The 23,885-nt window shown below is 44.7% G+C and carries 17 protein-coding genes and 1 pseudogene; 17 read left to right on the forward strand and 1 reads right to left on the reverse strand.

Annotated elements, in window-relative coordinates:
- Window position 1: 1 nt before the first annotated feature.
- From dnaE to V6D44_RS18975, 7 genes are all read left to right on the forward strand, one after another.
- Complete coding sequence (dnaE, locus tag V6D44_RS18945; RefSeq protein WP_202326932.1) at window positions 2-3,349, forward strand: DNA polymerase III subunit alpha; 3,348 nt, start codon at window positions 2-4, stop codon at window positions 3,347-3,349.
- A 135-nt stretch (window positions 3,350-3,484) separates the two neighbouring features.
- Window positions 3,485-4,714 (forward strand): NADP-dependent malic enzyme, encoded by a 1,230-nt coding sequence (gene maeB, locus V6D44_RS18950; RefSeq protein ID WP_087992428.1) that lies wholly within the window; start codon window positions 3,485-3,487, stop codon window positions 4,712-4,714.
- Window positions 4,715-5,050: 336 nt separating this feature from the next.
- A complete protein-coding gene (gene accD / locus V6D44_RS18955) occupies window positions 5,051-5,917 on the forward strand; it encodes an acetyl-CoA carboxylase, carboxyltransferase subunit beta (protein ID WP_087992427.1) in 867 nt (288 codons plus the stop codon).
- On the forward strand, window positions 5,908-6,885 hold the full coding sequence (accA, locus tag V6D44_RS18960; protein ID WP_202326934.1) for an acetyl-CoA carboxylase carboxyl transferase subunit alpha: 978 nt from the start codon (window positions 5,908-5,910) through the stop codon (window positions 6,883-6,885). The genes accD and accA overlap by 10 nt, the downstream gene beginning before the upstream one ends.
- Window positions 6,886-7,068: 183 nt before the next feature.
- On the forward strand, window positions 7,069-8,028 hold the full coding sequence (pfkA, locus tag V6D44_RS18965; protein WP_087992425.1) for a 6-phosphofructokinase: 960 nt from the start codon (window positions 7,069-7,071) through the stop codon (window positions 8,026-8,028).
- A gap of 42 nt (window positions 8,029-8,070) precedes the next feature.
- A complete protein-coding gene (gene pyk / locus V6D44_RS18970; RefSeq protein ID WP_333516800.1) occupies window positions 8,071-9,828 on the forward strand; it encodes a pyruvate kinase in 1,758 nt (585 codons plus the stop codon).
- 93 nt (window positions 9,829-9,921) lie between these two features.
- Window positions 9,922-10,305 carry an FxsA family protein gene (locus tag V6D44_RS18975; RefSeq protein WP_087992423.1) on the forward strand — a complete coding sequence of 128 codons (384 nt, stop codon included), beginning with the start codon at window positions 9,922-9,924 and terminating at the stop codon, window positions 10,303-10,305.
- Window positions 10,306-10,336: 31 nt separating this feature from the next.
- Here V6D44_RS18975 and ytvI read toward each other — a convergent pair whose 3' ends face one another.
- Complete coding sequence (gene ytvI / locus V6D44_RS18980; protein WP_087992422.1) at window positions 10,337-11,452, reverse strand: sporulation integral membrane protein YtvI; 1,116 nt, start codon at window positions 11,450-11,452, stop codon at window positions 10,337-10,339.
- 95 nt (window positions 11,453-11,547) lie between these two features.
- On the opposite strand from ytvI, the gene V6D44_RS18985 reads away from it, so the two are divergent.
- From V6D44_RS18985 to coaE, 10 genes and pseudogenes are all read left to right on the forward strand, one after another.
- Window positions 11,548-12,012, forward strand: a complete 465-nt coding sequence (locus V6D44_RS18985) for a DUF441 domain-containing protein (RefSeq protein ID WP_087992421.1) — start codon at window positions 11,548-11,550, stop codon at window positions 12,010-12,012.
- A gap of 333 nt (window positions 12,013-12,345) precedes the next feature.
- Window positions 12,346-13,464: a citrate synthase gene (citZ, locus tag V6D44_RS18990; RefSeq protein WP_087992420.1), complete on the forward strand. Its 1,119-nt coding sequence runs from the start codon at window positions 12,346-12,348 to the stop codon at window positions 13,462-13,464.
- Window positions 13,465-13,628: 164 nt separating this feature from the next.
- Complete coding sequence (gene icd / locus V6D44_RS18995; protein ID WP_087992419.1) at window positions 13,629-14,900, forward strand: NADP-dependent isocitrate dehydrogenase; 1,272 nt, start codon at window positions 13,629-13,631, stop codon at window positions 14,898-14,900.
- 43 nt (window positions 14,901-14,943) lie between these two features.
- On the forward strand, window positions 14,944-15,882 hold the full coding sequence (mdh, locus tag V6D44_RS19000; protein WP_087992418.1) for a malate dehydrogenase: 939 nt from the start codon (window positions 14,944-14,946) through the stop codon (window positions 15,880-15,882).
- Between the two features lie 210 nt (window positions 15,883-16,092).
- Entirely contained in the window at window positions 16,093-16,815 is a 723-nt protein-coding gene (gene phoP, locus V6D44_RS19005; RefSeq protein WP_087992417.1) for a two-component system response regulator PhoP, read from the forward strand.
- Window positions 16,808-18,547: a sensory box histidine kinase PhoR gene (gene phoR, locus V6D44_RS19010; RefSeq protein ID WP_202326944.1), complete on the forward strand. Its 1,740-nt coding sequence runs from the start codon at window positions 16,808-16,810 to the stop codon at window positions 18,545-18,547. The genes phoP and phoR overlap by 8 nt, the downstream gene beginning before the upstream one ends.
- 244 nt (window positions 18,548-18,791) lie before the next feature.
- Complete coding sequence (gene polA / locus V6D44_RS19015) at window positions 18,792-21,434, forward strand: DNA polymerase I (RefSeq protein ID WP_333516801.1); 2,643 nt, start codon at window positions 18,792-18,794, stop codon at window positions 21,432-21,434.
- Between the two features lie 22 nt (window positions 21,435-21,456).
- The gene (gene mutM / locus V6D44_RS19020) at window positions 21,457-22,284 is read left to right on the forward strand and encodes a DNA-formamidopyrimidine glycosylase (RefSeq protein ID WP_253268472.1); all 828 of its coding nucleotides are present in this window, start codon (window positions 21,457-21,459) and stop codon (window positions 22,282-22,284) included.
- Window positions 22,285-22,435: 151 nt separating this feature from the next.
- Window positions 22,436-23,086 (forward strand): annotated as a pseudogene (gene ytaF / locus V6D44_RS19025) (sporulation membrane protein YtaF); the annotation flags it as partial.
- A 15-nt stretch (window positions 23,087-23,101) separates the two neighbouring features.
- Window positions 23,102-23,695 (forward strand): dephospho-CoA kinase, encoded by a 594-nt coding sequence (gene coaE, locus V6D44_RS19030; RefSeq protein WP_333516802.1) that lies wholly within the window; start codon window positions 23,102-23,104, stop codon window positions 23,693-23,695.
- Window positions 23,696-23,885 lie beyond the last annotated feature (190 nt).

Genomic DNA, 23,885 nt, shown 5'->3' on the forward strand with positions numbered 1-23,885 from the left:
CATGTCTTTTGTTCACCTGCAAGTGCATAGCGGGTACAGCCTGCTAAACAGCGCCGCGGCTGTGGAAGAGCTCGTCAAGGAAGCTGACAGGCTCGGATATGCGTCTTTGGCGCTGACAGATGATCATGTCATGTACGGAGCTATTCAATTTTATAAAGCATGCAAGGCGAGAGGGATCAACCCAATAATCGGTTTGACGGCTTCTGTTTTTACAGATGATAACGAGCTTGAAGCCTACCCGCTCGTCCTGCTGGCCAAATCAAATACAGGCTATCAAAACCTGCTGAAAATCAGCAGCGTCCTGCAATCGAAATCAAAAGGCGGGCTAAAGCCGAAATGGCTTCACAGTTATTGGGAAGGCATTATCGCGATAACGCCCGGCGACAAAGGATATATTGAAACGCTGCTTGAAGGAGGGCTGTTTGAACAGGCCGCTCAAGCAGCACTTGAATTTCAGTCTATATTCGGAGAGGGGGCCTTTTATTTTTCCTATCAGCCTTTTAAAGAGAATCAAGTCTTATCTGAGCAGATTCTGCTGCTGTCTGAAGAAACAGGTATCCCTATTACGGCGACAGGTGATGTGCATTACATAAGGAAAGAAGATAAGGCTGCCTACCGTTGTCTGAAAGCGATTAAGGCAGGTGAAAAACTGACGGATGCCCCCGCCGAAAATCTGCCTGATCTCGATTTGAAACCCATCGAAGAAATGCAAAACATTTATCAAGAGCATCCCGAAGCACTGCAAGCATCTGTTGAGATCGCGGAACAATGCCGGGTTGACGTCAGCCTCGGGCAGACCCGTCTCCCGTCCTTCCCAACTCCAGACGGAACGTCCGCTGACGATTATTTAACGGACATCTGTATGGCAGGTCTTCGCAGCCGCTTTGGCACGCCTGATGAACGATACCTCCGCCGTCTTCAATATGAGCTTGATGTCATCAAACGGATGAAGTTCAGCGATTACTTTCTGATCGTATGGGATTTTATGAAGCACGCCCATGAAAAAGGGATCGTTACAGGACCGGGAAGAGGTTCTGCGGCAGGATCTCTTGTGGCTTATGTCCTGTATATCACAGATGTTGACCCGATTAAACATCACCTGCTGTTTGAACGTTTTTTAAACCCAGAACGTATCAGTATGCCGGATATTGATATTGACTTTCCGGATACAAGAAGGGATGAAGTTATTCAATACGTTCAGCAGAAATACGGTGCGATGCACGTCGCGCAGATTATCACCTTTGGAACACTTGCGGCAAAAGCGGCGCTTCGGGATGTCGGCAGAGTATTCGGTGTCAGCCCGAAGGAAGCAGATCAGGTTGCAAAACTCATTCCTTCAAGGCCGGGCTTGACGCTGGATGAAGCGAGACAGCAATCGCCGGAGCTGAATAAGCGGCTTCGGGAGTCAAGTCTGCTTCAGCAAGTATTTACAATTGCCCGAAAAATAGAAGGGCTGCCAAGGCATACCTCGACCCATGCAGCCGGCGTTGTCCTGAGTGAAGAATCGTTAACAGATATTGTTCCGCTTCAGGAAGGGCATGAAGGGATATATTTGACGCAATACGCGATGGATCATCTTGAAGACTTGGGTCTTTTAAAAATGGATTTCTTAGGCTTACGCAACCTGACGCTCATTGAGTCCATCACTTCAATGATCGAAAAAGAAGAAAACATCAAAATAGATCTTTCGAATATTTCCTACAGGGATGACAAAACGTTCTCCTTGCTGTCGAAAGGGGATACGACAGGGATTTTTCAGCTTGAATCTACAGGGATGAGAAGCGTCCTGAAGCGGCTTAAGCCTTCAGGCCTGGAGGATATTGTGGCGGTCAATGCGCTGTACCGGCCTGGTCCAATGGAAAATATTCCGTTATTTATCGACCGTAAACACGGCCAGGCTCCTGTTCACTATCCCCATGAAGATTTAAGGAGCATCTTGGAAGATACATATGGCGTCATTGTGTATCAGGAACAAATTATGATGATAGCTTCCCGTATGGCAGGGTTTTCTTTAGGAGAAGCGGACCTGCTGAGACGGGCGGTCAGCAAAAAGAAAAAAGAAATCCTGGATAGAGAGCGAAGCCATTTTGTTGAAGGGTGCTTAAAAAAGGAGTATTCTGTAGACACTGCAACTGAAGTCTACGATTTAATCGTGAAATTCGCAAACTATGGCTTTAACCGAAGCCACGCGGTGGCATACAGCATGATCGGCTGCCAGCTTGCGTATTTGAAAGCTCATTATCCGTTATATTTTATGTGCGGATTACTGACAAGCGTCATTGGCAATGAGGACAAAATAGCTCAATATCTTTACGAAGCAAAGGGGAGCGGGATTCGTATCCTTCCTCCGTCAGTGAACAAAAGCAGTTTTCCGTTTAGAGTTGAAGACGGATCTGTCAGATACAGCCTCCGCGCGATAAAAAGTGTAGGCGTCTCAGCAGTCAAAGATATATATAAAGCGAGAAAAGAGAAACCATTTGAAGATCTTTTCGATTTCTGTTTTCGTGTGCCGTCAAAAAACGTAAATCGCAAAATGCTTGAAGCACTTATTTTTTCTGGTGCGATGGACGAATTCGGCCAAAACCGGGCGACGTTGCTCGCATCCATTGACGTTGCTTTGGAACATGCAGAGCTATTCGCCGCGGGCGATGACCAAATGGGATTGTTTTTAGATGAATCGTTTTCGATTAAGCCGAAGTATGTGGAGACAGAGGAGCTTCCGCTTGTGGATTTACTTGCGTTCGAAAAAGAAACGCTCGGCATTTATTTTTCAAATCATCCGCTCTCTGCCTTCCGAAAACAGCTGGCTGTACACGGAGCAGCGACCATTCTGCAGGCCCAGCAGACGGTCAAAAGGCCGCTTTCTCTCGGGGTCCTGCTGTCAAAGATCAAAACGATTCGGACGAAAACAGGTCAAAACATGGCGTTTTTAACGCTAAGTGATGAAACCGGTGAAATAGAAGCCGTTGTTTTCCCTGAACAATTCAGGCAGCTTTCTCCCGTTTTAAGAGAAGGCGCTCTTTTATTCACAGCGGGCAAATGTGAAGTAAGGCAGGATAAGGTCCAGTTCATCATGTCCCGGGCAGAATTATTAGAAAATATGGATGCGGAAAATGCGCCATCGGTGTATATAAAAATAGAAAGCAGTCAGCACAGCCAGGAGATTCTGGCAAAAATTAAACGCATTTTGCTGGAGCATAAAGGGGAAACAGGTGTTTATCTTTATTATGAAAAGCAAAAACAGACGATTAAGCTTCCTGAGTCGTTTCATATCAATGCGGATTACCAGGTGTTATATCGCTTAAAAGAGCTGTTGGGTCAAAAAAACGTCGTTTTAAAACAGTGGTAACGATGCATTTTTTGTTATACAATTGGAGCAATTATGTCATCCTGTTTAAATATTTAGATAGATTAACTCCGCAGAATGCAGCAATCAACGCACCAGTATACGAATCAAAAATATCCATAAGGAGTGTTTAGGAGAATGTCATTAAGAGAAGAAGCATTACACCTGCATAAAGCCAATCAGGGGAAACTGGAGTCTAAATCGAAAGTAGAAGTCAGAAACGCGAAAGATTTAAGCCTTGCGTATTCCCCGGGTGTTGCAGAACCGTGTAAGGATATTCATGAAGACATTAACAAAGTATATGATTATACAATGAAGGGGAACATGGTAGCAGTTGTGACTGACGGTACAGCTGTTCTTGGCCTTGGAAATATCGGCCCTGAAGCCGCGCTTCCTGTTATGGAAGGGAAAGCTGTCCTATTCAAAAGCTTTGCAGGCGTAGACGCGTTCCCGATTGCTTTAAACACAAACGATGTTGATAAGATCGTTGAAACTGTTAAATTGCTTGAACCGACATTTGGCGGTGTCAACCTTGAAGATATCGCAGCGCCAAACTGCTTTATCATTGAAGAGCGCCTTAAAAAGGAAACAAACATCCCGGTTTTCCATGATGATCAGCACGGTACTGCCATTGTAACGGTAGCAGGTCTTGTAAACGCGCTGAAACTGTCTGGAAAATCAATGTCATCCATTAAAGTTGTCGCAAATGGCGCCGGTGCGGCTGGTATTGCGATTATCAAGCTCCTTCACCATTACGGCGTACGTGACATCGTGATGTGCGATTCAAAAGGAGCGATTTATGAAGGGCGTCCGGAAGGCATGAACGATGTCAAAAACGAAGTGGCGAAATTCACAAACCAAGACCGCAAAGACGGTTCTCTGAAAGATGTCATCGCTGATGCTGACGTATTTATCGGCGTATCTGTAGCAGGAGCGTTAACAAAAGAAATGGTGCAAAGCATGGCAAAAGATCCGATTATCTTTGCGATGGCAAATCCCAATCCGGAAATTATGCCGGAAGATGCGCGTGAAGCTGGCGCAAGCGTTATTGGAACGGGCCGTTCTGACTTCCCGAACCAAGTAAACAATGTTCTTGCATTCCCTGGTATTTTCCGCGGAGCGCTTGACGTTCGCGCCACTCACATTAACGAACAAATGAAAATCGCAGCTGTTGAAGCTATTGCTTCATTGGTTTCAGAAGATGAGCTTAGCGCAGACTACGTTATCCCTGCCCCGTTTGATAAACGGGTTGCACCTGCTGTTGCGAAGGCTGTCGCTAAAGCGGCGATGGAAACAGGTGTCGCAAGAATCACTGTTGACCCTGAGGAAGTTGCTGAAAAAACGAGAAAACTTACGATTATTGGTTAATCATTTTAATTCATTCCAAAAATGGCAGCGCGTTGGACGAGACCGGCGCGCTGTTCTCAAGTTAAACTGGCGGCTGAAATTTTTTTAGGGGCTGGACTTAAAAAAATTTCATCCGGGTTTAACATTATTTTTGAATGCGTTACCAACCTTGTCAGTTCAACGTCTTATCTGATCTCATACGAGTCGTCCCGACTGCGTCATTGAATAAAAAGTTGTCGAATTGAGGATGACAGCGTTTGACAAAAAAAGTACAATAGTTTCGGTAAAGTTATTAGCAAGTCTATCTGTTTGATGACATGCGGTGAAGAGAACCCTTCACAAAAGGGAGGTAATCATGTGTTAAAGGATATATTCACGAAAAAGAAAAAGTATGCTTCCGTACCGTCTGAGCAAGCGAAGCACGACGTTCCGGAAGGCATTATGACAAAATGTCCTAAGTGTAAAAAAATCATGCTCACTAAAGAGTTGGATAAAAATATGCGGGTATGCATGAACTGCGATTATCATTTCCCGATGAACGCAAAACAGCGTGTCGAAAGCTTGATGGATGAACAATCCTTTGAGGAATTTAACCAGGGAATGTTATCAGAAAACCCGCTAGGTTTCCCGGGATATCTGGAAAAGCTTGAAAAAGACCGCGAGAAAACATCCTTAAACGAGGCTGTTGTGACGGGCAAGGGCGCCATTGGCGGATACCCGGCTGTTGTCGCCGTCATGGATTCTTCATTCAGAATGGGCAGCATGGGTTCAGTCGTCGGTGAAAAAATCACGCTTGCGATTGAAAAAGCAAAAGCTGATAAAGTTCCGTTTATTATTTTTACGGCTTCAGGCGGTGCGAGAATGCAGGAAGGCGTATTAAGTTTGATGCAAATGGCTAAGACAAGCTCTGCCTTAAAACTGTTCAGTGAAGAACAGGGCCTCATTATTTCAATTATGACCCATCCGACTACCGGAGGCGTATCGGCTAGCTTTGCTTCACTCGGCGATTATAATTTTGCTGAGCCTGGCGCGCTGATCGGTTTTGCAGGAAGACGGATTATTGAACAGACAATAGGTGAAAAATTGCCTGAGGACTTCCAAACGGCAGAGTTTTTATTAAAACATGGACAGCTTGATGCGGTTATTCACCGCCAAGACATGAAACAAACGTTAGAAAATCTGCTGGATATGCATCAAGCGGGAGGTGACTTTGAGTGGCTGTAAGATTAGAATTTGAAAAACCGGTGATTGAACTGCAAACGAAAATCGCTGAATTGAAAAAATTCACCCAGGATTCAGATATGGATCTGAGTGCGGAAATTGAACGGCTCGAAGACCGTCTCGCTAATCTTCAGGATGAAATCTACAAAAATCTGAAGCCTTGGGACCGTGTTCAAATCGCGCGTCTGCCGGACCGTCCGACAACGCTTGATTATATTGAACACCTGTTTACCGGCTTTTTTGAATGTCACGGAGACAGAGCTTACGGAGACGATGAAGCCATTGTCGGCGGCATTGCGAAGTTCCATGGCCTTCCTGTAACGGTAATCGGGCATCAGCGCGGTAAAGACACGAAGGAAAACCTTGTCCGTAATTTTGGGATGCCGCATCCTGAAGGCTACCGAAAAGCGCTTCGTCTCATGAAGCAGGCTGACAAATTCAACAGACCGATTATTTGTTTTATTGATACGAAGGGAGCATACCCTGGACGAGCAGCGGAAGAAAGAGGACAAAGCGAAGCCATTGCCAAAAATCTCTTTGAGATGGCCGGCCTTCGAGTGCCTGTTATCTGCATCGTCATCGGTGAAGGCGGAAGCGGCGGAGCCCTTGGTCTCGGTGTTGGCAACCACTTGCATATGCTGGAAAACTCTACTTATTCTGTTATTTCTCCGGAAGGTGCCGCGGCACTTTTATGGAAGGACTCCAGTCTTGCTAAAAAAGCAGCAGAAACAATGAAAATCACTGCGCCGGATTTAAAAGAATTAGGTATTATAGATCATATGATAAAAGAAGTAAAAGGCGGAGCGCACCACGATGTTAAGCTGCAGGCAAGCTATATGGACGAAACCCTTAAGCAATCGCTAAAAACGTTGCTGAAGCTGGATGAAGAAGAATTAGTTCAGCAACGCTATGAAAAATATAAAGCAATTGGCAAAGTCTCGAATGAAGACCAATATATCGGGGTAAACTAAATAAACGTGAAGCCTTTGGCTCACGTTTATTTTTTGTGACATTCTTTAAATTTTATTTAAAAACAATTTATTTAATTGTATAATAGGTAAGGTTTCATAGGGAGGATGGAGATCCCTTTTCATTGTTTTTAGGGCAATGATCATGTTATGTTTAATCATATATGTTGCTGAGGTGAATGGAGAATGAAACGTATAGGGGTATTAACGAGCGGCGGGGATTCCCCGGGAATGAACGCAGCGGTTCGCGCAGTAGTCAGAAAAGCGATTTATCATGACGTTGAAGTTTACGGCATTTACAACGGATACTCAGGATTGATCGGCGGAAAGATTGAAAAGCTTGAACTCGGATCTGTAGGCGATATTATACATCGCGGAGGAACAAAGCTTTATACGGCAAGATGTCCTGAATTCAAAACGGTTGAAGGCCGTGAAAAAGGGATAGAGAACTTGAAGAAGCTTGGTATTGAAGGTCTTGTTGTCATCGGCGGAGACGGTTCCTATATGGGTGCGAAAAAATTAACGGAACATGGGTTTCCGTGTGTAGGTGTACCGGGTACAATTGATAATGACATTCCGGGCACTGATTTTACAATCGGTTTCGATACAGCTTTAAATACAGTAATTGACGCAATTGATAAGATCCGCGATACAGCGACTTCTCATGAACGTACATATGTGATTGAAGTAATGGGCCGCCATGCCGGTGATATCGCATTGTGGGCCGGCCTTGCAGGGGGCGCGGAATCAATCCTAATCCCTGAGGCAGACTACGACATGCACGAAATCATTGGCCGCTTAAAACGCGGCCACGAACGCGGCAAGAAGCACAGTATTATTATTGTTGCCGAAGGTGTAGGCAGCGGTGTTGAATTCGGAAAACGCATTGAAGAAGAAACAAATCTTGAAACTAGGGTATCTGTATTGGGCCATATTCAGCGCGGAGGTTCTCCGAGCGCTGCTGACCGCGTGCTGGCAAGCCGTCTTGGCGCATATGCAGTTGAACTGCTGCTTGAAGGAAAAGGCGGACGCTGTGTGGGTATACAAAACAATAAGCTTGTAGACCATGATATTATAGAAATACTGAATACAAAACACACAGTAGAGCAAAACATGTATCAGCTTTCAAAAGAACTGTCTATTTAATGTGCAGCTGAAGGCTGAAGATTTCAGAAGGAAGTGAACCAAATGAGAAAAACTAAAATTGTTTGTACCATCGGTCCGGCAAGTGAAAGTATTGAAATGCTTACGAAATTAATGGAGTCAGGAATGAACGTGGCTCGTTTGAACTTTTCTCACGGAGATTTTGAGGAGCACGGCGCAAGAATTAAAAATATCCGTGAAGCAAGCAAAAAACTTGGCAAAAACGTTGGTATCCTGCTTGATACAAAAGGTCCGGAAATCCGCACACATACGATGGAAAACGGCGGCATTGAGCTTGAAACAGGCAAAGAGCTTATCGTTTCAATGGACGAGGTTGTAGGGACAACAGACAAAATTTCTGTGTCATATGAAGGTTTAGTCGATGACGTTGGACAAGGTTCAACGATTCTGTTAGATGACGGGCTTATCGGCCTTGAAGTACTTGATGTTGATGCCGCTAAACGCGAAATCAAAACAAAAGTATTAAACAACGGAACACTCAAAAATAAAAAAGGTGTTAATGTACCGGGCGTAAGTGTCAACCTTCCTGGTATCACTGAAAAAGATGCACGAGACATCGTTTTCGGTATTGAGCAAGGAGTAGACTTTATCGCAGCGTCTTTCGTACGCCGTTCTACTGACGTGCTTGAAATCCGTGAGCTTCTAGAAGAGCACAATGCTCAGGATATTCAAATCATCCCTAAAATCGAAAACCAAGAGGGCGTTGACAACATTGATTCTATTCTTGAAGTGTCTGACGGCTTAATGGTTGCACGCGGAGACTTAGGTGTGGAAATCCCAGCTGAAGAAGTGCCGCTTGTGCAAAAAGACCTGATTAAAAAGTGCAACGCGCTTGGAAAGCCTGTTATTACAGCGACACAAATGCTTGACAGCATGCAGCGCAACCCGCGTCCGACCCGTGCGGAAGCAAGTGATGTTGCAAACGCGATCTTCGACGGCTCAGATGCGATCATGCTTTCTGGTGAAACAGCTGCCGGAAACTATCCGGTTGAGGCGGTTCAAACCATGCACAACATCGCCTCCCGTTCTGAAGAAGCTTTAAATTATAAAGAAATTCTTTCAAAACGCAGAGACCAAGTAGGCATGACGATAACAGACGCAATTGGACAATCTGTCGCGCACACGGCGATCAATCTGGAGGCAGCTGCGATTGTCACGCCGACTGAAAGCGGCCATACTGCGCGCATGATCGCGAAATACCGTCCGCAGGCGCCGGTTATTGCGGTTACTGTAAATGATTCTGTTTCCAGAAAACTTGCGCTCGTATCTGGCGTATTCGCGGAAAGCGGCCAAAATGCGAACTCAACAGATGAGATGCTTGAGGATGCTGTCCAAAAATCATTGAACAGCGGACTTGTAAAAAATGGTGATCTGATCGTCATTACAGCAGGCACTGTCGGTGAGTCTGGCACGACGAACTTAATGAAAGTTTACACTGTCGGCGATATCATCGCTAAAGGCCAAGGCATCGGACGCAAATCAGCTTTCGGTCCGGTTGTCATTGCACAAAATGCAAAAGAAGCTGAGCAAAAAATGACTGACGGTGCGGTACTTGTTACAAAAAGCACTGACCGTGATATGATTGCATCTCTTGAAAAAGCGTCTGCTCTTATTACAGAAGAAGGCGGCTTGACAAGCCATGCTGCGGTAGTCGGATTAAGCCTCGGCATTCCGGTTATCGTTGGGCTGGAAAATGCGACATCTACTTTAACAGACGGCCAGGATATTACAGTTGACGCATCCAGAGGCGCAGTCTACCAAGGCCGTGCGAGCGTTCTTTAGTCACAGATGAACACGGAAGGGGAATCCCTTCCTTTTCTCTTTATCTTGCCTTATGTTGAACAGAGGTGTGTTACACGTGTGGGGGGCCCGGATATGAGATTTTTATTTTTGCTTTTTATTGTGTTTCCGGCATTAGAAATCGGGATATTCCTATTTTCAGGCAAGCTGATCGGCATTTTGCCGACGGTCTTTTTAATGATTCTGACAGGCATTATCGGCGCAGCAGCTGCAAAAAAACAAGGAACCGAAGTGTATTACAAGGTTCAGCGTGATCTTCAATATGGCCAGATGCCGGGGGAAGCGATTGCTGACGGCCTGTGCATTTTCATTGGCGGTCTTTTGCTGATGCTTCCGGGCTTTTTATCAGATTTGGCCGGCGCCTGTTTGCTTATCCCGCTTACCCGCAGCTGGTGTAAGCCGATTCTGTTCAAGTGGCTGAGAGGAATGTCGAAGAACAAACGGATCATCATCAAATAAAAAACGGCAGCCATAAATATGGGCTGCTGTTTTATTTTTGCTGAACGGTGATATAGGACCATATTTCCTTTAATGTGCCTGTTGTGATGAAAGCCTGGATCATGACGAGAAGAGCCGGCCCGGCAATGAGTCCTAAAAACCCGAATAATTTAAAACCGGCAAACAGGGCGATGAGCGTTGCCAGCGGATCGATCCCGATTGATTTACTAAGTATTTTAGGTTCTGTCAGCTGCCGCTGAATAAGAACAACAAGGTACAGTATGCCGATTCCGATTGCCTGAGGCAGCTGGCCTGTAATCGATAAATACAAAATCCACGGCACAAATACGGAGCCCGCCCCCAAATAAGGGAGAAGATCAACAAGTCCTATTAAAAAAGCAATTGTTGCGCCATGTTCAACTTTTAAGAGAGCAAGGCCGATAAATACAATGATCATCGTAATGAAAACGAGAACGGCCTGCGCTTTGATAAAACCGGTCATTGCTTTTTTTAATTCATTGCTGATCGCTCTGCTGTTGGCTGTAACCCGATCCGGCAGAATCGAAACGAACATGGTTTTCAGCTTGTGCCAATCCTTTGTCATAAAAAAAGTTGCCAAAAGAGAAAAAACGAGAACAGCCGCTGTATTTGGAAGAAGTCCGAAAAATCTCGGAATCATTTCTAATATGTGGGACAGCAGCAGTCCGGCATTTTTAGCCGCGGAATCACCGAGTGTCTGAATATGAGTGACGATGGAAGCCTGCTGATTGGTCTCCAATTCTTGAAACAAAAGGGTCAGTTCGTTATAGAGCGGCTGGATATGAGTCGTAAACAATTTTTCGCAATATGAGATAAACGTGCTGATATGCGGAGGCAGCGTTTTTGCAAGATAGGCTGTTCCCGTGACGATTTCGGCTACCAGAATGGTGAGTACACCAAAGGCTGCGAGCAGAAAAAAAGCAAGCACGCCCAGAACATTTATCGTTCGCGGGAATCCTGTCACTTTGTCCAAATAATCGACAACAGGATGAATCGCTGATGAAAGAATAAGGGCGATCAGGAACGGATAAGTTAACGGAAACGAATAATAGGCCGCAGCTATCGATCCTGCGGTAATTGATATGACAAAGAGGGTTCTGAAGAAAATAGTGATATAAGATTGGTTCACGAAAACGGTCCTCCTCCCGTCAGCATGTCCTATTTATATATATATTCACGCTCCGGCTGAATATGAATACATACATCTTAAAGGAGGGATGGCATGTGTTTACACAAGCGAATTTATTTTTAATTTTACTCTTGGCTATCGCACTTATCGCAAAAAATCAATCATTGCTTTTTGCTGTATCCGTCCTTTTGATTATCAAAATCGTTGGACTTGATCAGAAATTATTACCAACCATCCAGTCAAAAGGCATTAACTGGGGTGTGACCGTTATTACCATCGCCGTTCTTGTTCCGATTGCGACGGGTGAAATCGGGTTCAAGCAGCTTGGAGAAGCAATGCGGTCTTCATATGCATGGATCGCCTTGGGAGCGGGAATCGCAGTGGCGCTGATTGCCAAAAACGGTCTGACTCTGCTGGAAAATGACCCGCATATTACAACTGCTCTCGTGATCGGGACCATTCTCGCAGTCGCGCTTTTTGGCGGTGTGGCGGTGGGACCGCTGATCGGAGCGGGGATTGCTTATATTGCCATGCAGATTGTAAAACTGTTCTCTTCATGAAAAAAGCGGCCCGAAAGCCGCTTTTTTTTATATGCAAAAACCCGCAAATAAAGGCGTTTTTTCGGGGAAATCACAGAATGAAAAAAAAAATTATAGGTAAACATTTAACAAATGTCTGATTATTGTTTATAATGAGAATAGGCATAAACTTAAATAAGCTTATAAGAATTTGTTATGGTCTTTCATAAGCAAGCGGTTTCAGTACCAGCAGGCATTAAAATGTAAGCATTTTCTTTTTTGGGGGGAGAAATACTTACACCATGCTTTTTAAGTTAGCCTCATGTTTTTACAACACTCTTAAAGGGGAAATTTATTGAAAAGGGGATGTTATATATGACAGCGACACGCGGTCTTGAAGGGGTTGTAGCAACAACATCATCTGTGAGTTCTATTATTGATGATACCCTTACATATGTGGGGTATGATATCGATGATTTGACAGAGAATGCAAGCTTTGAAGAAATCATTTACTTACTTTGGCACTTAAGGCTGCCAAACAAAAAAGAGCTTGATGAGTTAAAACAGCAGTTAGCAAAAGAAGCTGCCGTTCCGCAAGAAATTATTGAGCACTTCAAATCTTATTCCCTCGAAAATGTTCATCCCATGGCTGCTCTTCGGACAGCGATTTCTTTACTAGGCCTGTTTGACAGCGAGGCTGATACCATGAACCCGGAAGCCAACTACAGAAAGGCGATCCGCCTTCAGGCAAAGGTGCCTGGTTTGGTCGCAGCGTTTTCCAGAATCCGCAAGGGTCTTGAACCCGTTGAGCCAAGAGAAGACTACGGCATTGCCGAGAATTTTCTCTACACATTAAATGGAGAAGAGCCTTCGCCGATTGAGATCGAAGCCTTCAACAAAGCACTGATTTTACATGCCGATCACGAGCTGAACGCGTCAACGTTTACAGCGAGGGTCTGCGTTGCAACACTTTCGGATATCTATTCAGGAATTACTGCAGCGATCGGCGCACTTAAGGGGCCGCTTCATGGCGGTGCAAACGAAGCTGTCATGAAAATGCTGACAGAGATCGGCGAAGTGGAGAATGCAGAACCTTACGTTCGCACCAAGATGGAAAAGAAAGAAAAAATAATGGGGTTCGGCCATCGCGTTTATAAGCATGGCGATCCGCGCGCCAAACATTTAAAAGAAATGAGCAAGCGACTGACCAACCTGACAGGCGAAAGCAAATGGTATGAGATGTCGATTCGTATAGAAGAGATCGTCACATCAGAGAAAAAGCTGCCGCCTAACGTTGATTTCTATTCGGCTTCTGTTTACCACAGCCTCGGCATTGACCATGATTTGTTTACACCCATTTTTGCTGTAAGCAGAATGTCCGGCTGGATCGCTCATATTCTTGAGCAGTATGACAACAACCGTCTGATCCGCCCGCGCGCAGATTACACAGGCCCTGACAAACAAACTTTCGTTCCGGTTGAAGAAAGAGCCTAAAGAACCATTGGAGGCTGGCTTGCGTTAATGAAGTTAGCCTCTTGTTCAGAACAGCAAAAGTGGTTTACAATTTAAATTGAATATTGGGAAAAATCATTTTGTTTTTTATAGAAGAAAAATAAAATGTTTTCTAAATATGAATTACATACTGGGAGGTTTTTATTGTGGCACAAGGTGAAAAAATTACAGTCTCTAACGGAGTATTAAACGTACCAAACAATCCGATTATCCCGTTTATCGAAGGAGACGGAATCGGTCCTGATATTTGGAACGCTGCTTCAAAGGTTTTGGAAGCAGCAGTTGAAAAAGCATACAAAGGCGAAAAGAAAATCACGTGGAAAGAAGTTTATGCCGGAGAAAAGGCTTATAATAAAACAGGTGAGTGGCTGCCAGCTGAAACATTAGATGTTATCCGTGAATATTTCATCGCGATTAAAGGGCCGTTAACGACACCTGTCGGCGGCGGTATCCGCTCTTTGAACGTAGCGCTCAGACAAGAGCTTGACCTATTCGTCTGCTTAAGACCTGTAAGATACTTTAACGGGGTGCCGTCACCGGTAAAACGCCCTGAAGATACTGATATGGTCATCTTCCGTGAAAATACAGAAGATATTTACGCAGGCATCGAGTACGCAAAAGGTTCTGAAGAAGTGCAAAAGCTCATCAGCTTCTTGCAAAATGAGTTAAACGTCAACAAAATCCGTTTCCCTGAGACATCAGGTATCGGCATTAAGCCTGTTTCTGAAGAAGGAACAAGCCGGTTGGTCAGAGCAGCAATTGATTATGCGATCGAGCGCGGCCGCAAGTCTGTAACGCTTGTTCACAAAGGAAACATCATGAAGTTCACAGAAGGCGCCTTCAAAAACTGGGGCTATGAACTTGCAGAGAGAGAGTATGGCGATAAAGTCTTCACATGGGCTGAATATGACCGCATTGCTGAAAAAGACGGAAAAGATGCCGCTAATAAAGCGCAAAGCGAAGCAGAAGCAGCAGGCAAAATCATTATCAAAGACAGCATCGCTGATATTTTCCTTCAGCAGATCCTAACACGTCCAAGCGAATTTGATGTTGTTGCGACAATGAACCTTAACGGAGACTATATTTCTGACGCTCTTGCTGCACAAGTCGGCGGAATCGGTATTGCACCTGGAGCAAACATTAACTATGAAACAGGACATGCGATTTTTGAGGCGACGCACGGAACGGCTCCTAAATATGCGGGCCTTGATAAAGTAAACCCATCTTCAGTTATTCTTTCAGGCGTTCTGCTTCTTGAGCATTTAGGATGGAATGAAGCGGCTGATTTGGTTATCAAATCTATGGAAAACACAATCGCTTCTAAAGTCGTAACTTACGATTTTGCCAGATTAATGGACGGCGCGACTGAAGTGAAATGTTCAGAGTTCGGTGAAGAACTGATTAAAAACATGGACTAAGCAAGGAAACAGCCTAAAATTAGCCATAAAGGAGAAGAGAGACATGGGAAATACTCGTAAAAAAGTTTCTGTTATCGGAGCAGGTTTTACCGGAGCGACAACCGCATTTTTAATCGCTCAAAAAGAATTGGCAGACGTTGTGCTTGTTGATATTCCGCAATTGGAGAACCCGACAAAGGGAAAAGCGCTTGATATGCTTGAAGCAAGCCCTGTTCAAGGCTTTGACGCGAAAGTTACTGGAACATCCAATTATGAGGATACAGCGGGTTCTGACATTGTTGTCATTACAGCAGGTATCGCTAGAAAACCTGGTATGAGCAGAGATGATCTAGTCTCTACAAACGAAAAAATTATGAGAAGCGTTACACGAGAAATCGTGAAATATTCTCCTGAGTCTATCATTGTGGTGCTGACAAATCCTGTTGATGCAATGACATACGCGGTGTACAAAGAATCAGGTTTCCCTAAAGAGCGCGTCATCGGCCAGTCCGGTGTGCTTGATACGGCAAGATTCAGAACATTTGTGGCAGAAGAATTAAACCTATCAGTCAAAGACGTGACAGGTTTCGTTCTTGGCGGACACGGTGACGATATGGTGCCGCTTGTGCGTTATTCTTATGCCGGCGGTATCCCGCTTGAAACTCTTATCCCGAAAGAACGGATTGACGCCATTGTGGAGCGCACAAGAAAAGGCGGAGGCGAAATCGTGAATCTTCTTGGAAACGGAAGCGCGTACTATGCGCCTGCGGCTTCTCTGGCAGAAATGGTCGAAGCGATCTTGAAAGATCAGCGCCGCGTCCTTCCTACAATTGCTTATCTTGAAGGAGAATACGGCTATGAAGGCATCTACCTTGGTGTTCCTACAATTGTAGGCGGCAACGGTCTTGAGCAAATTATTGAACTTGAACTGACAGACTATGAAAGAGCACAGCTGAATCAATCAGTTGAATCTGTCAAAAATGTCATGAAAGTATTATCTTAGTAAAAAGAGAGAAAGGCTTGCTTGATAGAGCCTTTCTCTTTTTGTTATAAATGTAAGCGTTATCAAATGATTCTTTATTTCGTTTAAAAATGATATAAAAGGCGAATTGCCGGAATATCCTGCTTTCGCTAAAATAAAATCATGAAACATGTTAAGATGACATAAAATAGAGAAATAGGATGTCGGGGAATTTAATACTGGAGGCACAGCATGAACAAGAAAATTTTAGTTGTGGATGATGAAGAATCTATTGTTACTCTTTTGCAGTACAATTTGGAACGGTCAGGCTATGATGTCATTACCGCCTCGGACGGGGAAGAAGCACTCAAAAAAGCGGAAACAGAGAAGCCTGATTTGATTGTGCTGGATGTGATGCTTCCAAAACTGGACGGAATTGAAGTGTGCAAGCAGCTGAGACAGCAAAAACTGATGTTTCCGATTCTAATGCTGACAGCGAAGGATGAGGAATTCGACAAAGTATTAGGACTCGAGCTCGGTGCTGATGATTATATGACCAAGCCGTTCAGTCCAAGGGAAGTGAATGCAAGAGTCAAAGCGATTTTAAGGCGTTCCGAAATGGCTGCGCCCTCTAGTGAAATGAAGAATGATGAAATGGAAGGCCAGATCGTCATTGGCGAACTGAAAATTCTGCCTGATCATTATGAAGCGTACTTTAAAGACAATCAGCTTGAGCTGACACCGAAAGAGTTCGAACTGCTGCTGTATTTGGGCAGACATAAAGGCAGAGTGCTGACGAGAGATTTGCTGCTGAGCGCTGTCTGGAATTATGATTTTGCCGGAGATACGAGAATTGTTGATGTGCATATCAGCCATCTCCGCGACAAAATTGAAAGCAATACAAAAAAACCGATCTATATCAAAACGATTAGGGGATTGGGCTATAAACTGGAGGAGCCAAAAATGAATGAATAAATACCGTGTGCGCCTTTTTTCTGTACTTGTAGTCTGTATGATTCTGGTGTTTAGTGTCCTCGGGCTGTTTTTGCAGCAGCTCTTTGAAACAACTGGTCAAAGGAAAGCAGAGGAACACATTGAAAAAGAAGCCAAATACATGGCTTCGCTTCTTGATGCCGGCAATCTGAATGATCAAGAAAATAAGAAAATCATTAAAGATGCAGGCGGCGCGCTCGATGTGAGCGCATCCGTTATCGATACAGACGGCAAGGTGCTGTACGGGTCAAACGGGGTAGCGGCAGATTCTCAAAAGGTGCAGGCCCTTGTTTCTGGCCATGAGGGTGTTCTTTCAAAAGCAAATAACAAGCTTTATTACGGACTTTCGCTTAGAAGCGAAGGTGAAAAAACAGGATATGTGCTGCTTTCTGCCTCTGAAAAAAGCTACGGCTTGAAAGGCGAAATGTGGGGGATGCTGACGGCCAGTCTTTGTACCGCATTTATCGTCATTATTTATTTTTATTCCAGCATGACCTCACGTTACAAAAGATCAATTGAAGCAGCGACAAATGTAGCAACAGAATTGTCCAAGGGAAACTACGATGCCAGAACGTACGGCGGCTATATCAGGCGCTCTGATAAGCTCGGCCGTGCGATGAACAGCCTTGCCGTTGATCTGATGGAAATGACGAGAACGCAAGAAATGCAGCGAGACCGGCTGTTAACAGTCATTGAAAATATTGGCTCCGGGCTGATTATGATTGATGGAAGAGGTTTTATCAATCTCGTGAACAGGTCTTACGCCAAGCAGTTCCATATCAATCCGAATCAGATGCTGCGCCGTCTTTATCATGATGCATTTGAACATGAAGAAGTGATCCAGCTTGTCGAAGACATTTTTATGACGGAGACAAAGAAATGCAAGCTGTTAAGGCTTACGATCAAGATTGAACGGCGTTATTTTGAGGTTGACGGCGTTCCGATTATGGGACCGGACGATGAATGGAAAGGAATTGTGCTCGTTTTCCATGACATGACGGAGACCAAGAAATTAGAGCAGATGAGAAAGGATTTTGTGGCCAATGTATCTCATGAGCTGAAAACGCCGATTACGTCTATTAAAGGGTTTACAGAGACGTTATTGGACGGGGCGATGGAGGACAAAGAGGCGCTTTCTGAGTTTCTCTCTATTATTCTAAAGGAAAGCGAAAGGCTTCAGTCTTTGGTTCAGGATCTGCTCGATCTCTCAAAAATAGAGCAGCAAAATTTCACACTCAGCATCGAAAAGTTTGAGTCGACCAAAATGCTTAGTGAAATTGAAACGCTTCTAAAGCATAAGGCCGATGAGAAAGGCATCTCCTTACAACTGAATGTCCCGAAAGATCCGCTCTATGTATCGGGTGACCCGCACAGGCTGAAACAGGTATTTCTTAATCTCGTAAACAATGCGTTAACCTACACGCCTGAGGGGGGCTCTGTAGCTATCAATGTAAAGCCCGGAGAAAAAAACATTCAAATTGAAGTTGCCGATTCCGGAATCGGAATTCAGAAAGAAGAAATTCCGCGTATCTTCGAACGTTTTTACCGTGTAGATAAAGACAGAAGCAGGAATTCTGGCGGAACAGGCCTAGGCCTTGCGATCGTCAAGCATTTAATAGAGGCTCATGAAGGGAAAATCGATGTCACAAGTGAGCCTAGACGGGGAACCGTCTTTACCGTGACGCTGAAACGAGCTGCTGAAAAATCCGCCTAATGTTTACAAAGGTTTAACAATATCTTCATGCACTGTTAAACCTATGCTGGTAGGATGTAGTAGAACCCCTTCATCCAAGGAGCCAATTTTGACGGCGGGAACCTTTTTGTGTTCCCGTCCTTTTTTGTGTCTTCTCTTTTAGTTCACGTCATTTTCCTTTCAAATTGAACTTTGTTAAAATAAGAGGAGCGAATGACTATGTAAGAGATGAACGGAAGCCTGAGGCTTCTTAGGAGGATATTGAATGACGGAACGAAAAAAATTAGTGCTTGTAGACGGAAACAGTTTGGCTTACCGAGCGTTTTTTGCCTTGCCGCTGTTAAGCAATGATAAAGGTGTTCATACGAATGCCGTATACGGCTTTGCGATGATTTTGATGAAGATGCTTGAGGATGAAAAACCGACGCACATGCTGGTTGCATTTGATGCCGGGAAAACAACATTTCGTCACGGCACATTTAAAGAATATAAAGGCGACAGACAGAAAACCCCGCCTGAGCTTTCCGAACAAATGCCGTTTATCCGTGAGCTGCTGGATGCGTATCAGATCAGCCGCTACGAACTGGAACAATACGAAGCCGATGATATTATCGGCACATTGGCCAAATCGGCTGAAAAAGACGGATTTGAAGTAAAGGTTTTCTCAGGAGATAAGGATTTAACTCAGCTGGCAACAGACAAAACGACAGTTGCCATTACGAGAAAAGGAATTACCGATGTTGAATTTTACACACCGGAGCACGTCAAAGAGAAATACGGGCTTAAGCCTGAACAAATCATTGACATGAAGGGTCTGATGGGCGATTCCTCAGATAATATTCCGGGTGTGCCCGGCGTAGGAGAAAAGACAGCGATTAAGCTATTAAAACAGTTCGCCTCCGTTGAAAAGCTGCTGGAGTCCATTGACGAGGTGAGCGGAAAGAAATTGAAGGAAAAGCTTGAGGAATTTAAGGATCAGGCATTGATGAGCAAGGAGCTGGCGACGATCATGACGGATGCGCCGATTGAGGTATCCGTTTCCGGCCTGGAATATCAAGGCTTTAATCGCGAACAGGTCATTTCCATCTTTAAAGATCTTGGATTCAGCACGCTTCTTGAACGTCTTGGGGAAGACAGTGAAGAAGCGGAGCAGGATCAGGGATTAGAAGAAATTAATGTCGAAACCGTCACAGACGTAACAAGCGGTATATTGGTTTCTCCATCGGCATTTGTCGTTGAACAGATTGGCGACAATTATCACGAAGAGCCGATTCTCGGATTTTCGATCGCAAATGAAACGGGATCTTATTTTATTCCGAAAGACATTGCCGTGGAGTCTAAGGTGTTTAAAGAATGGGTGGAAAATGACGAGCAGAAGAAATGGGTTTTCGACAGTAAGCGGGCTGTTGTCGCTTTGCGCTGGCAGGGCATTGAACTGAAAGGGGCGGAGTTTGATACGCTTCTTGCGGCTTATATCATCAACCCCGGCAATTCATATGACGACGTCGCAAGCGTGGCTAAGGATTACGGCTTGCATATCGTTCAAAGCGATGAATCAGTTTACGGCAAAGGAGCAAAACGGGCAGTGCCGTCAGAAAACGAACTGTCTGAGCACCTTGTCAGAAAAGCGTTAGCCATTCAAAGCCTTCGGGAGAAACTCGTTCAGGAGCTGGAGAACAACGATCAGCTTGAACTGTTTGAAGAGCTTGAAATGCCTCTTGCGCTTATTCTGGGCGTAATGGAATCAACTGGCGTCAAGGTTGATGTTGACCGTTTAAAACGGATGGGTGAAGAACTGGGCGCGAAGCTGAAAGAATATGAAGAAAAAATCCATGAGATTGCGGGAGAACCGTTTAATATCAATTCTCCTAAACAGCTTGGTGTCATCTTGTTTGAAAAGATCGGCCTGCCTGTCGTGAAAAAAACGAAAACAGGCTATTCAACGTCTGCCGACGTGCTTGAAAAGCTGGCTGACAAGCATGATATTGTCGACTACATTTTGCAGTACAGACAAATTGGCAAGCTTCAATCGACATATATTGAAGGGCTTCTAAAGGTGACGAGACCGGATTCACACAAGGTGCACACACGGTTTAACCAGGCTTTAACGCAAACAGGCCGCCTCAGCTCTACTGATCCGAATCTGCAAAACATTCCGATCAGACTTGAAGAAGGGCGCAAAATCCGCCAAGCTTTTGTTCCGTCTGAAAAAGACTGGCTCATTTTTGCAGCTGATTATTCTCAAATCGAGCTGCGGGTGCTAGCCCATATCTCAAAGGATGAAAATCTTATCGAAGCTTTCACAAATGATATGGATATTCATACAAAAACGGCAATGGATGTGTTTCATGTCGCGAAGGATGAAGTGACATCCGCGATGAGACGCCAGGCGAAAGCGGTCAACTTTGGCATCGTATACGGCATCAGCGATTACGGGCTGTCACAGAACCTTGGCATTACCCGAAAGGAAGCCGGAGCATTCATCGACCGTTATTTGGAAAGCTTCCAAGGCGTAAAGGCGTACATGGAGGACTCGGTTCAGGATGCTAAGCAAAAAGGCTACGTGACAACGCTTATGCATCGCCGCCGTTACATTCCTGAGCTGACGAGCCGAAACTTTAATATCCGCAGTTTTGCGGAGCGGACGGCTATGAATACGCCGATTCAAGGTAGCGCCGCTGATATAATCAAAAAAGCCATGATTGATATGGCTGCCAAGCTGAAAGAAAAACAGCTGAAAGCAAGACTGCTGCTTCAAGTGCACGATGAATTGATTTTTGAAGCGCCGCAGGAAGAAATTGAAATCCTTGAAAAGCTTGTTCCTGAAGTGATGGAGCATGCGCTTGCATTAGATGTCCCGTTAAAGGTGGACTTTTCATCAGGACCATCTTGGTATGATGCGAAATAAACAGAGATAGGAAGTGATGGATGTGCCGGAATTACCAGAGGTTGAAACGGTCCGGCGCACTCTGACCGGGCTTGTAAAGGGAAAAACAATCAAATCGGTAGAGATCAGATGGCCGAATATCATCAAACGTCCTGCCGAACCGGAGGAATTTGCGCGAAATCTAGCAGGAGAAACGATACAGTCTATCGGTAGACGGGGAAAGTTTTTACTGTTTCATTTAAATCATTATGTTATGGTTTCCCACCTGCGAATGGAAGGGAAATACGGGCTTCATCAAGCGGAGGAGCCGGACGATAAACACGTGCATGTCATATTCACGATGACAGATGGAACCCAGCTTCGTTACCGGGATGTGCGGAAGTTTGGGACCATGCATTTATTTAAACCGGGAGAGGAAGCGGGCGAGCTCCCGCTTTCTCAGTTAGGGCCGGAGCCGGATGCAGAAGAATTTACGAGTGTGTATTTGAAAGAACGGCTTGCCAAAACAAACCGTGCTGTCAAAACCGCCCTGTTGGATCAGAAAACGGTTGTCGGACTCGGGAACATTTATGTAGACGAGGCTCTTTTCAGAGCGGGTGTCCATCCTGAGACAAAAGCAAATGAATTGTCAGACAAAACAATCAAAACACTTCACGCTGAAATCAAAAACACCCTGCAAGAGGCGATTGACGCGGGCGGCAGCACAGTCCGTTCGTATATCAACTCCCAAGGGGAAATCGGAATGTTCCAGCTGCAGCATTTTGTGTATGGAAAAAAAGACGAGCCGTGCAAAAATTGCGGAACGATGATTTCAAAAATTGTTGTCGGAGGCAGGGGCACGCATTTTTGCGCGGAGTGCCAGAAAAAATAGTAGCATAATGCTTCATCGTCCAAGCTGTCGGTGCATATATCAGTAACTCTGTAATAGAGGATGCCATTTTCGAAACACGGATTTTTCACTTTACCATATACATGATTGTGATGAATCCCGGGCATTTCACATCTGATACAAGAGCACCAACAGAAAGGAAGAAACGGATATGCAAATGGTTTCTATACTGCTGCTGGCGTTGGCTGTCAGCTTGGACAGTTTTTCAGTCGGATTTACGTACGGATTGAGAAAAATGAAAATACCGTTTAAAGCGATTTTGGTTATCGCCTGCTGTTCCGGTGCTGTCATGTTTATATCCATGCTGATCGGGAGCTTTCTTACAAAGTTTTTTCCTGTATATGTGACGGAGAAGCTTGGCGGTTTGATATTGGTCGGAATTGGTGTATGGGTTCTGTATCAATTTTTCAAACCGGCAAAAGACAAAGAATACTTATTGCATGAAAAAACGCTGCTTAATTTAGAGGTTCGGTCATTAGGGATTGTGATTCATATTTTGAGAAAACCTATGAGTGCGGATATCGACAAATCGGGTGTGATTAATGGAATCGAGGCGGTCTTATTGGGATTTGCCTTATCGATTGATGCCTTCGGAGCAGGTATAGGCGCAGCCATTCTCGGTTTTTCACCGATTATGATGAGCATCGCCGTGGCAATCATGAGCTCGCTGTTTGTATCAATCGGAATTAACGCCGGCCATTTTCTGTCTAAGTGGAAATGGATTGATAAAATGGCGTTTTTGCCGGGGCTTCTGCTGATCACGATTGGGCTCTGGAAATTGTAAAAAGGAGTGGATCTCTTGACCTTAGTCATTGGTTTAACGGGAGGAATAGCCAGCGGCAAAAGCACGGTTGCCAATATGCTGATTGAAAAAGGAATAACAGTTATAGATGCAGATATCATCGCCAAACAAGCGGTAGAAAAAGGGACGCCCGCCCACCGGCAAATCATTGACGAATTCGGTGAAGACATTCTGCTCCCAAACGGTGATATAGATAGAAAAAAGCTTGGGGCACTGGTATTTACAAATGAACAAAAGCGCCTTGCTTTAAATGCGATTGTTCATCCCGCAGTCAGGCAGGAAATGCTTAAGCGCCGTGATGAAGCCATTGCAAATCAGGAAGCGTTTGTTGTCTTAGATATCCCGTTATTGTTCGAAAGCAAATTGGAATCTTTAGTTGATAAAATTATTGTGGTTAGTGTCACAAAAGAGTTTCAGCTTGAGCGTCTGATGAATCGCAACCAGCTGACGAAGGAAGAAGCGGTCAGCCGAATCCGCGCTCAAATGCCATTAGAGGAAAAAACAGCAAGAGCAGATCAAGTCATCGATAACAGCGGCACGCTCGAAGAGACTAAGCAGCAGCTTGATGACACCATCAGCAGCTGGACATAATGCAAAACACCGTTCAATATGAACGGTCAGCTTGTAGAGAAAACGATGTTTTTTCTACAAGCTTTTTTGTTTTGTAATGTTTCTTTAGATATTCAGCTAATTTCAAAAGCAGAAAAAGAGCTCCCACATACCTAGCCCTGCTTGGCTAGGTATGTGGCAATCTTCTTCATGTTCTGGCATGCGGCTGTGA

This window comes from Bacillus sp. 0209A (genome assembly GCF_036765095.1).
GTDB lineage: Bacteria > Bacillota > Bacilli > Bacillales > Bacillaceae > Bacillus > Bacillus subtilis_G.

What these genes read in the sequence shown, in the direction of transcription:
- dnaE (WP_202326932.1), top strand. Translation starts at nt 2, where the DNA reads ATGTCTTTTGTTCACCTGCAAGTGCATAGCGGGTACAGCCTGCTAAAC.
- maeB (WP_087992428.1), top strand. Translation starts at nt 3,485, where the DNA reads ATGTCATTAAGAGAAGAAGCATTACACCTGCATAAAGCCAATCAGGGG.
- pfkA (WP_087992425.1), top strand. Translation starts at nt 7,069, where the DNA reads ATGAAACGTATAGGGGTATTAACGAGCGGCGGGGATTCCCCGGGAATG.
- pyk (WP_333516800.1), top strand. Translation starts at nt 8,071, where the DNA reads ATGAGAAAAACTAAAATTGTTTGTACCATCGGTCCGGCAAGTGAAAGT.
- V6D44_RS18975 (WP_087992423.1), top strand. Translation starts at nt 9,922, where the DNA reads ATGAGATTTTTATTTTTGCTTTTTATTGTGTTTCCGGCATTAGAAATC.
- citZ (WP_087992420.1), top strand. Translation starts at nt 12,346, where the DNA reads ATGACAGCGACACGCGGTCTTGAAGGGGTTGTAGCAACAACATCATCT.
- mdh (WP_087992418.1), top strand. Translation starts at nt 14,944, where the DNA reads ATGGGAAATACTCGTAAAAAAGTTTCTGTTATCGGAGCAGGTTTTACC.
- phoP (WP_087992417.1), top strand. Translation starts at nt 16,093, where the DNA reads ATGAACAAGAAAATTTTAGTTGTGGATGATGAAGAATCTATTGTTACT.
- phoR (WP_202326944.1), top strand. Translation starts at nt 16,808, where the DNA reads ATGAATAAATACCGTGTGCGCCTTTTTTCTGTACTTGTAGTCTGTATG.
- polA (WP_333516801.1), top strand. Translation starts at nt 18,792, where the DNA reads ATGACGGAACGAAAAAAATTAGTGCTTGTAGACGGAAACAGTTTGGCT.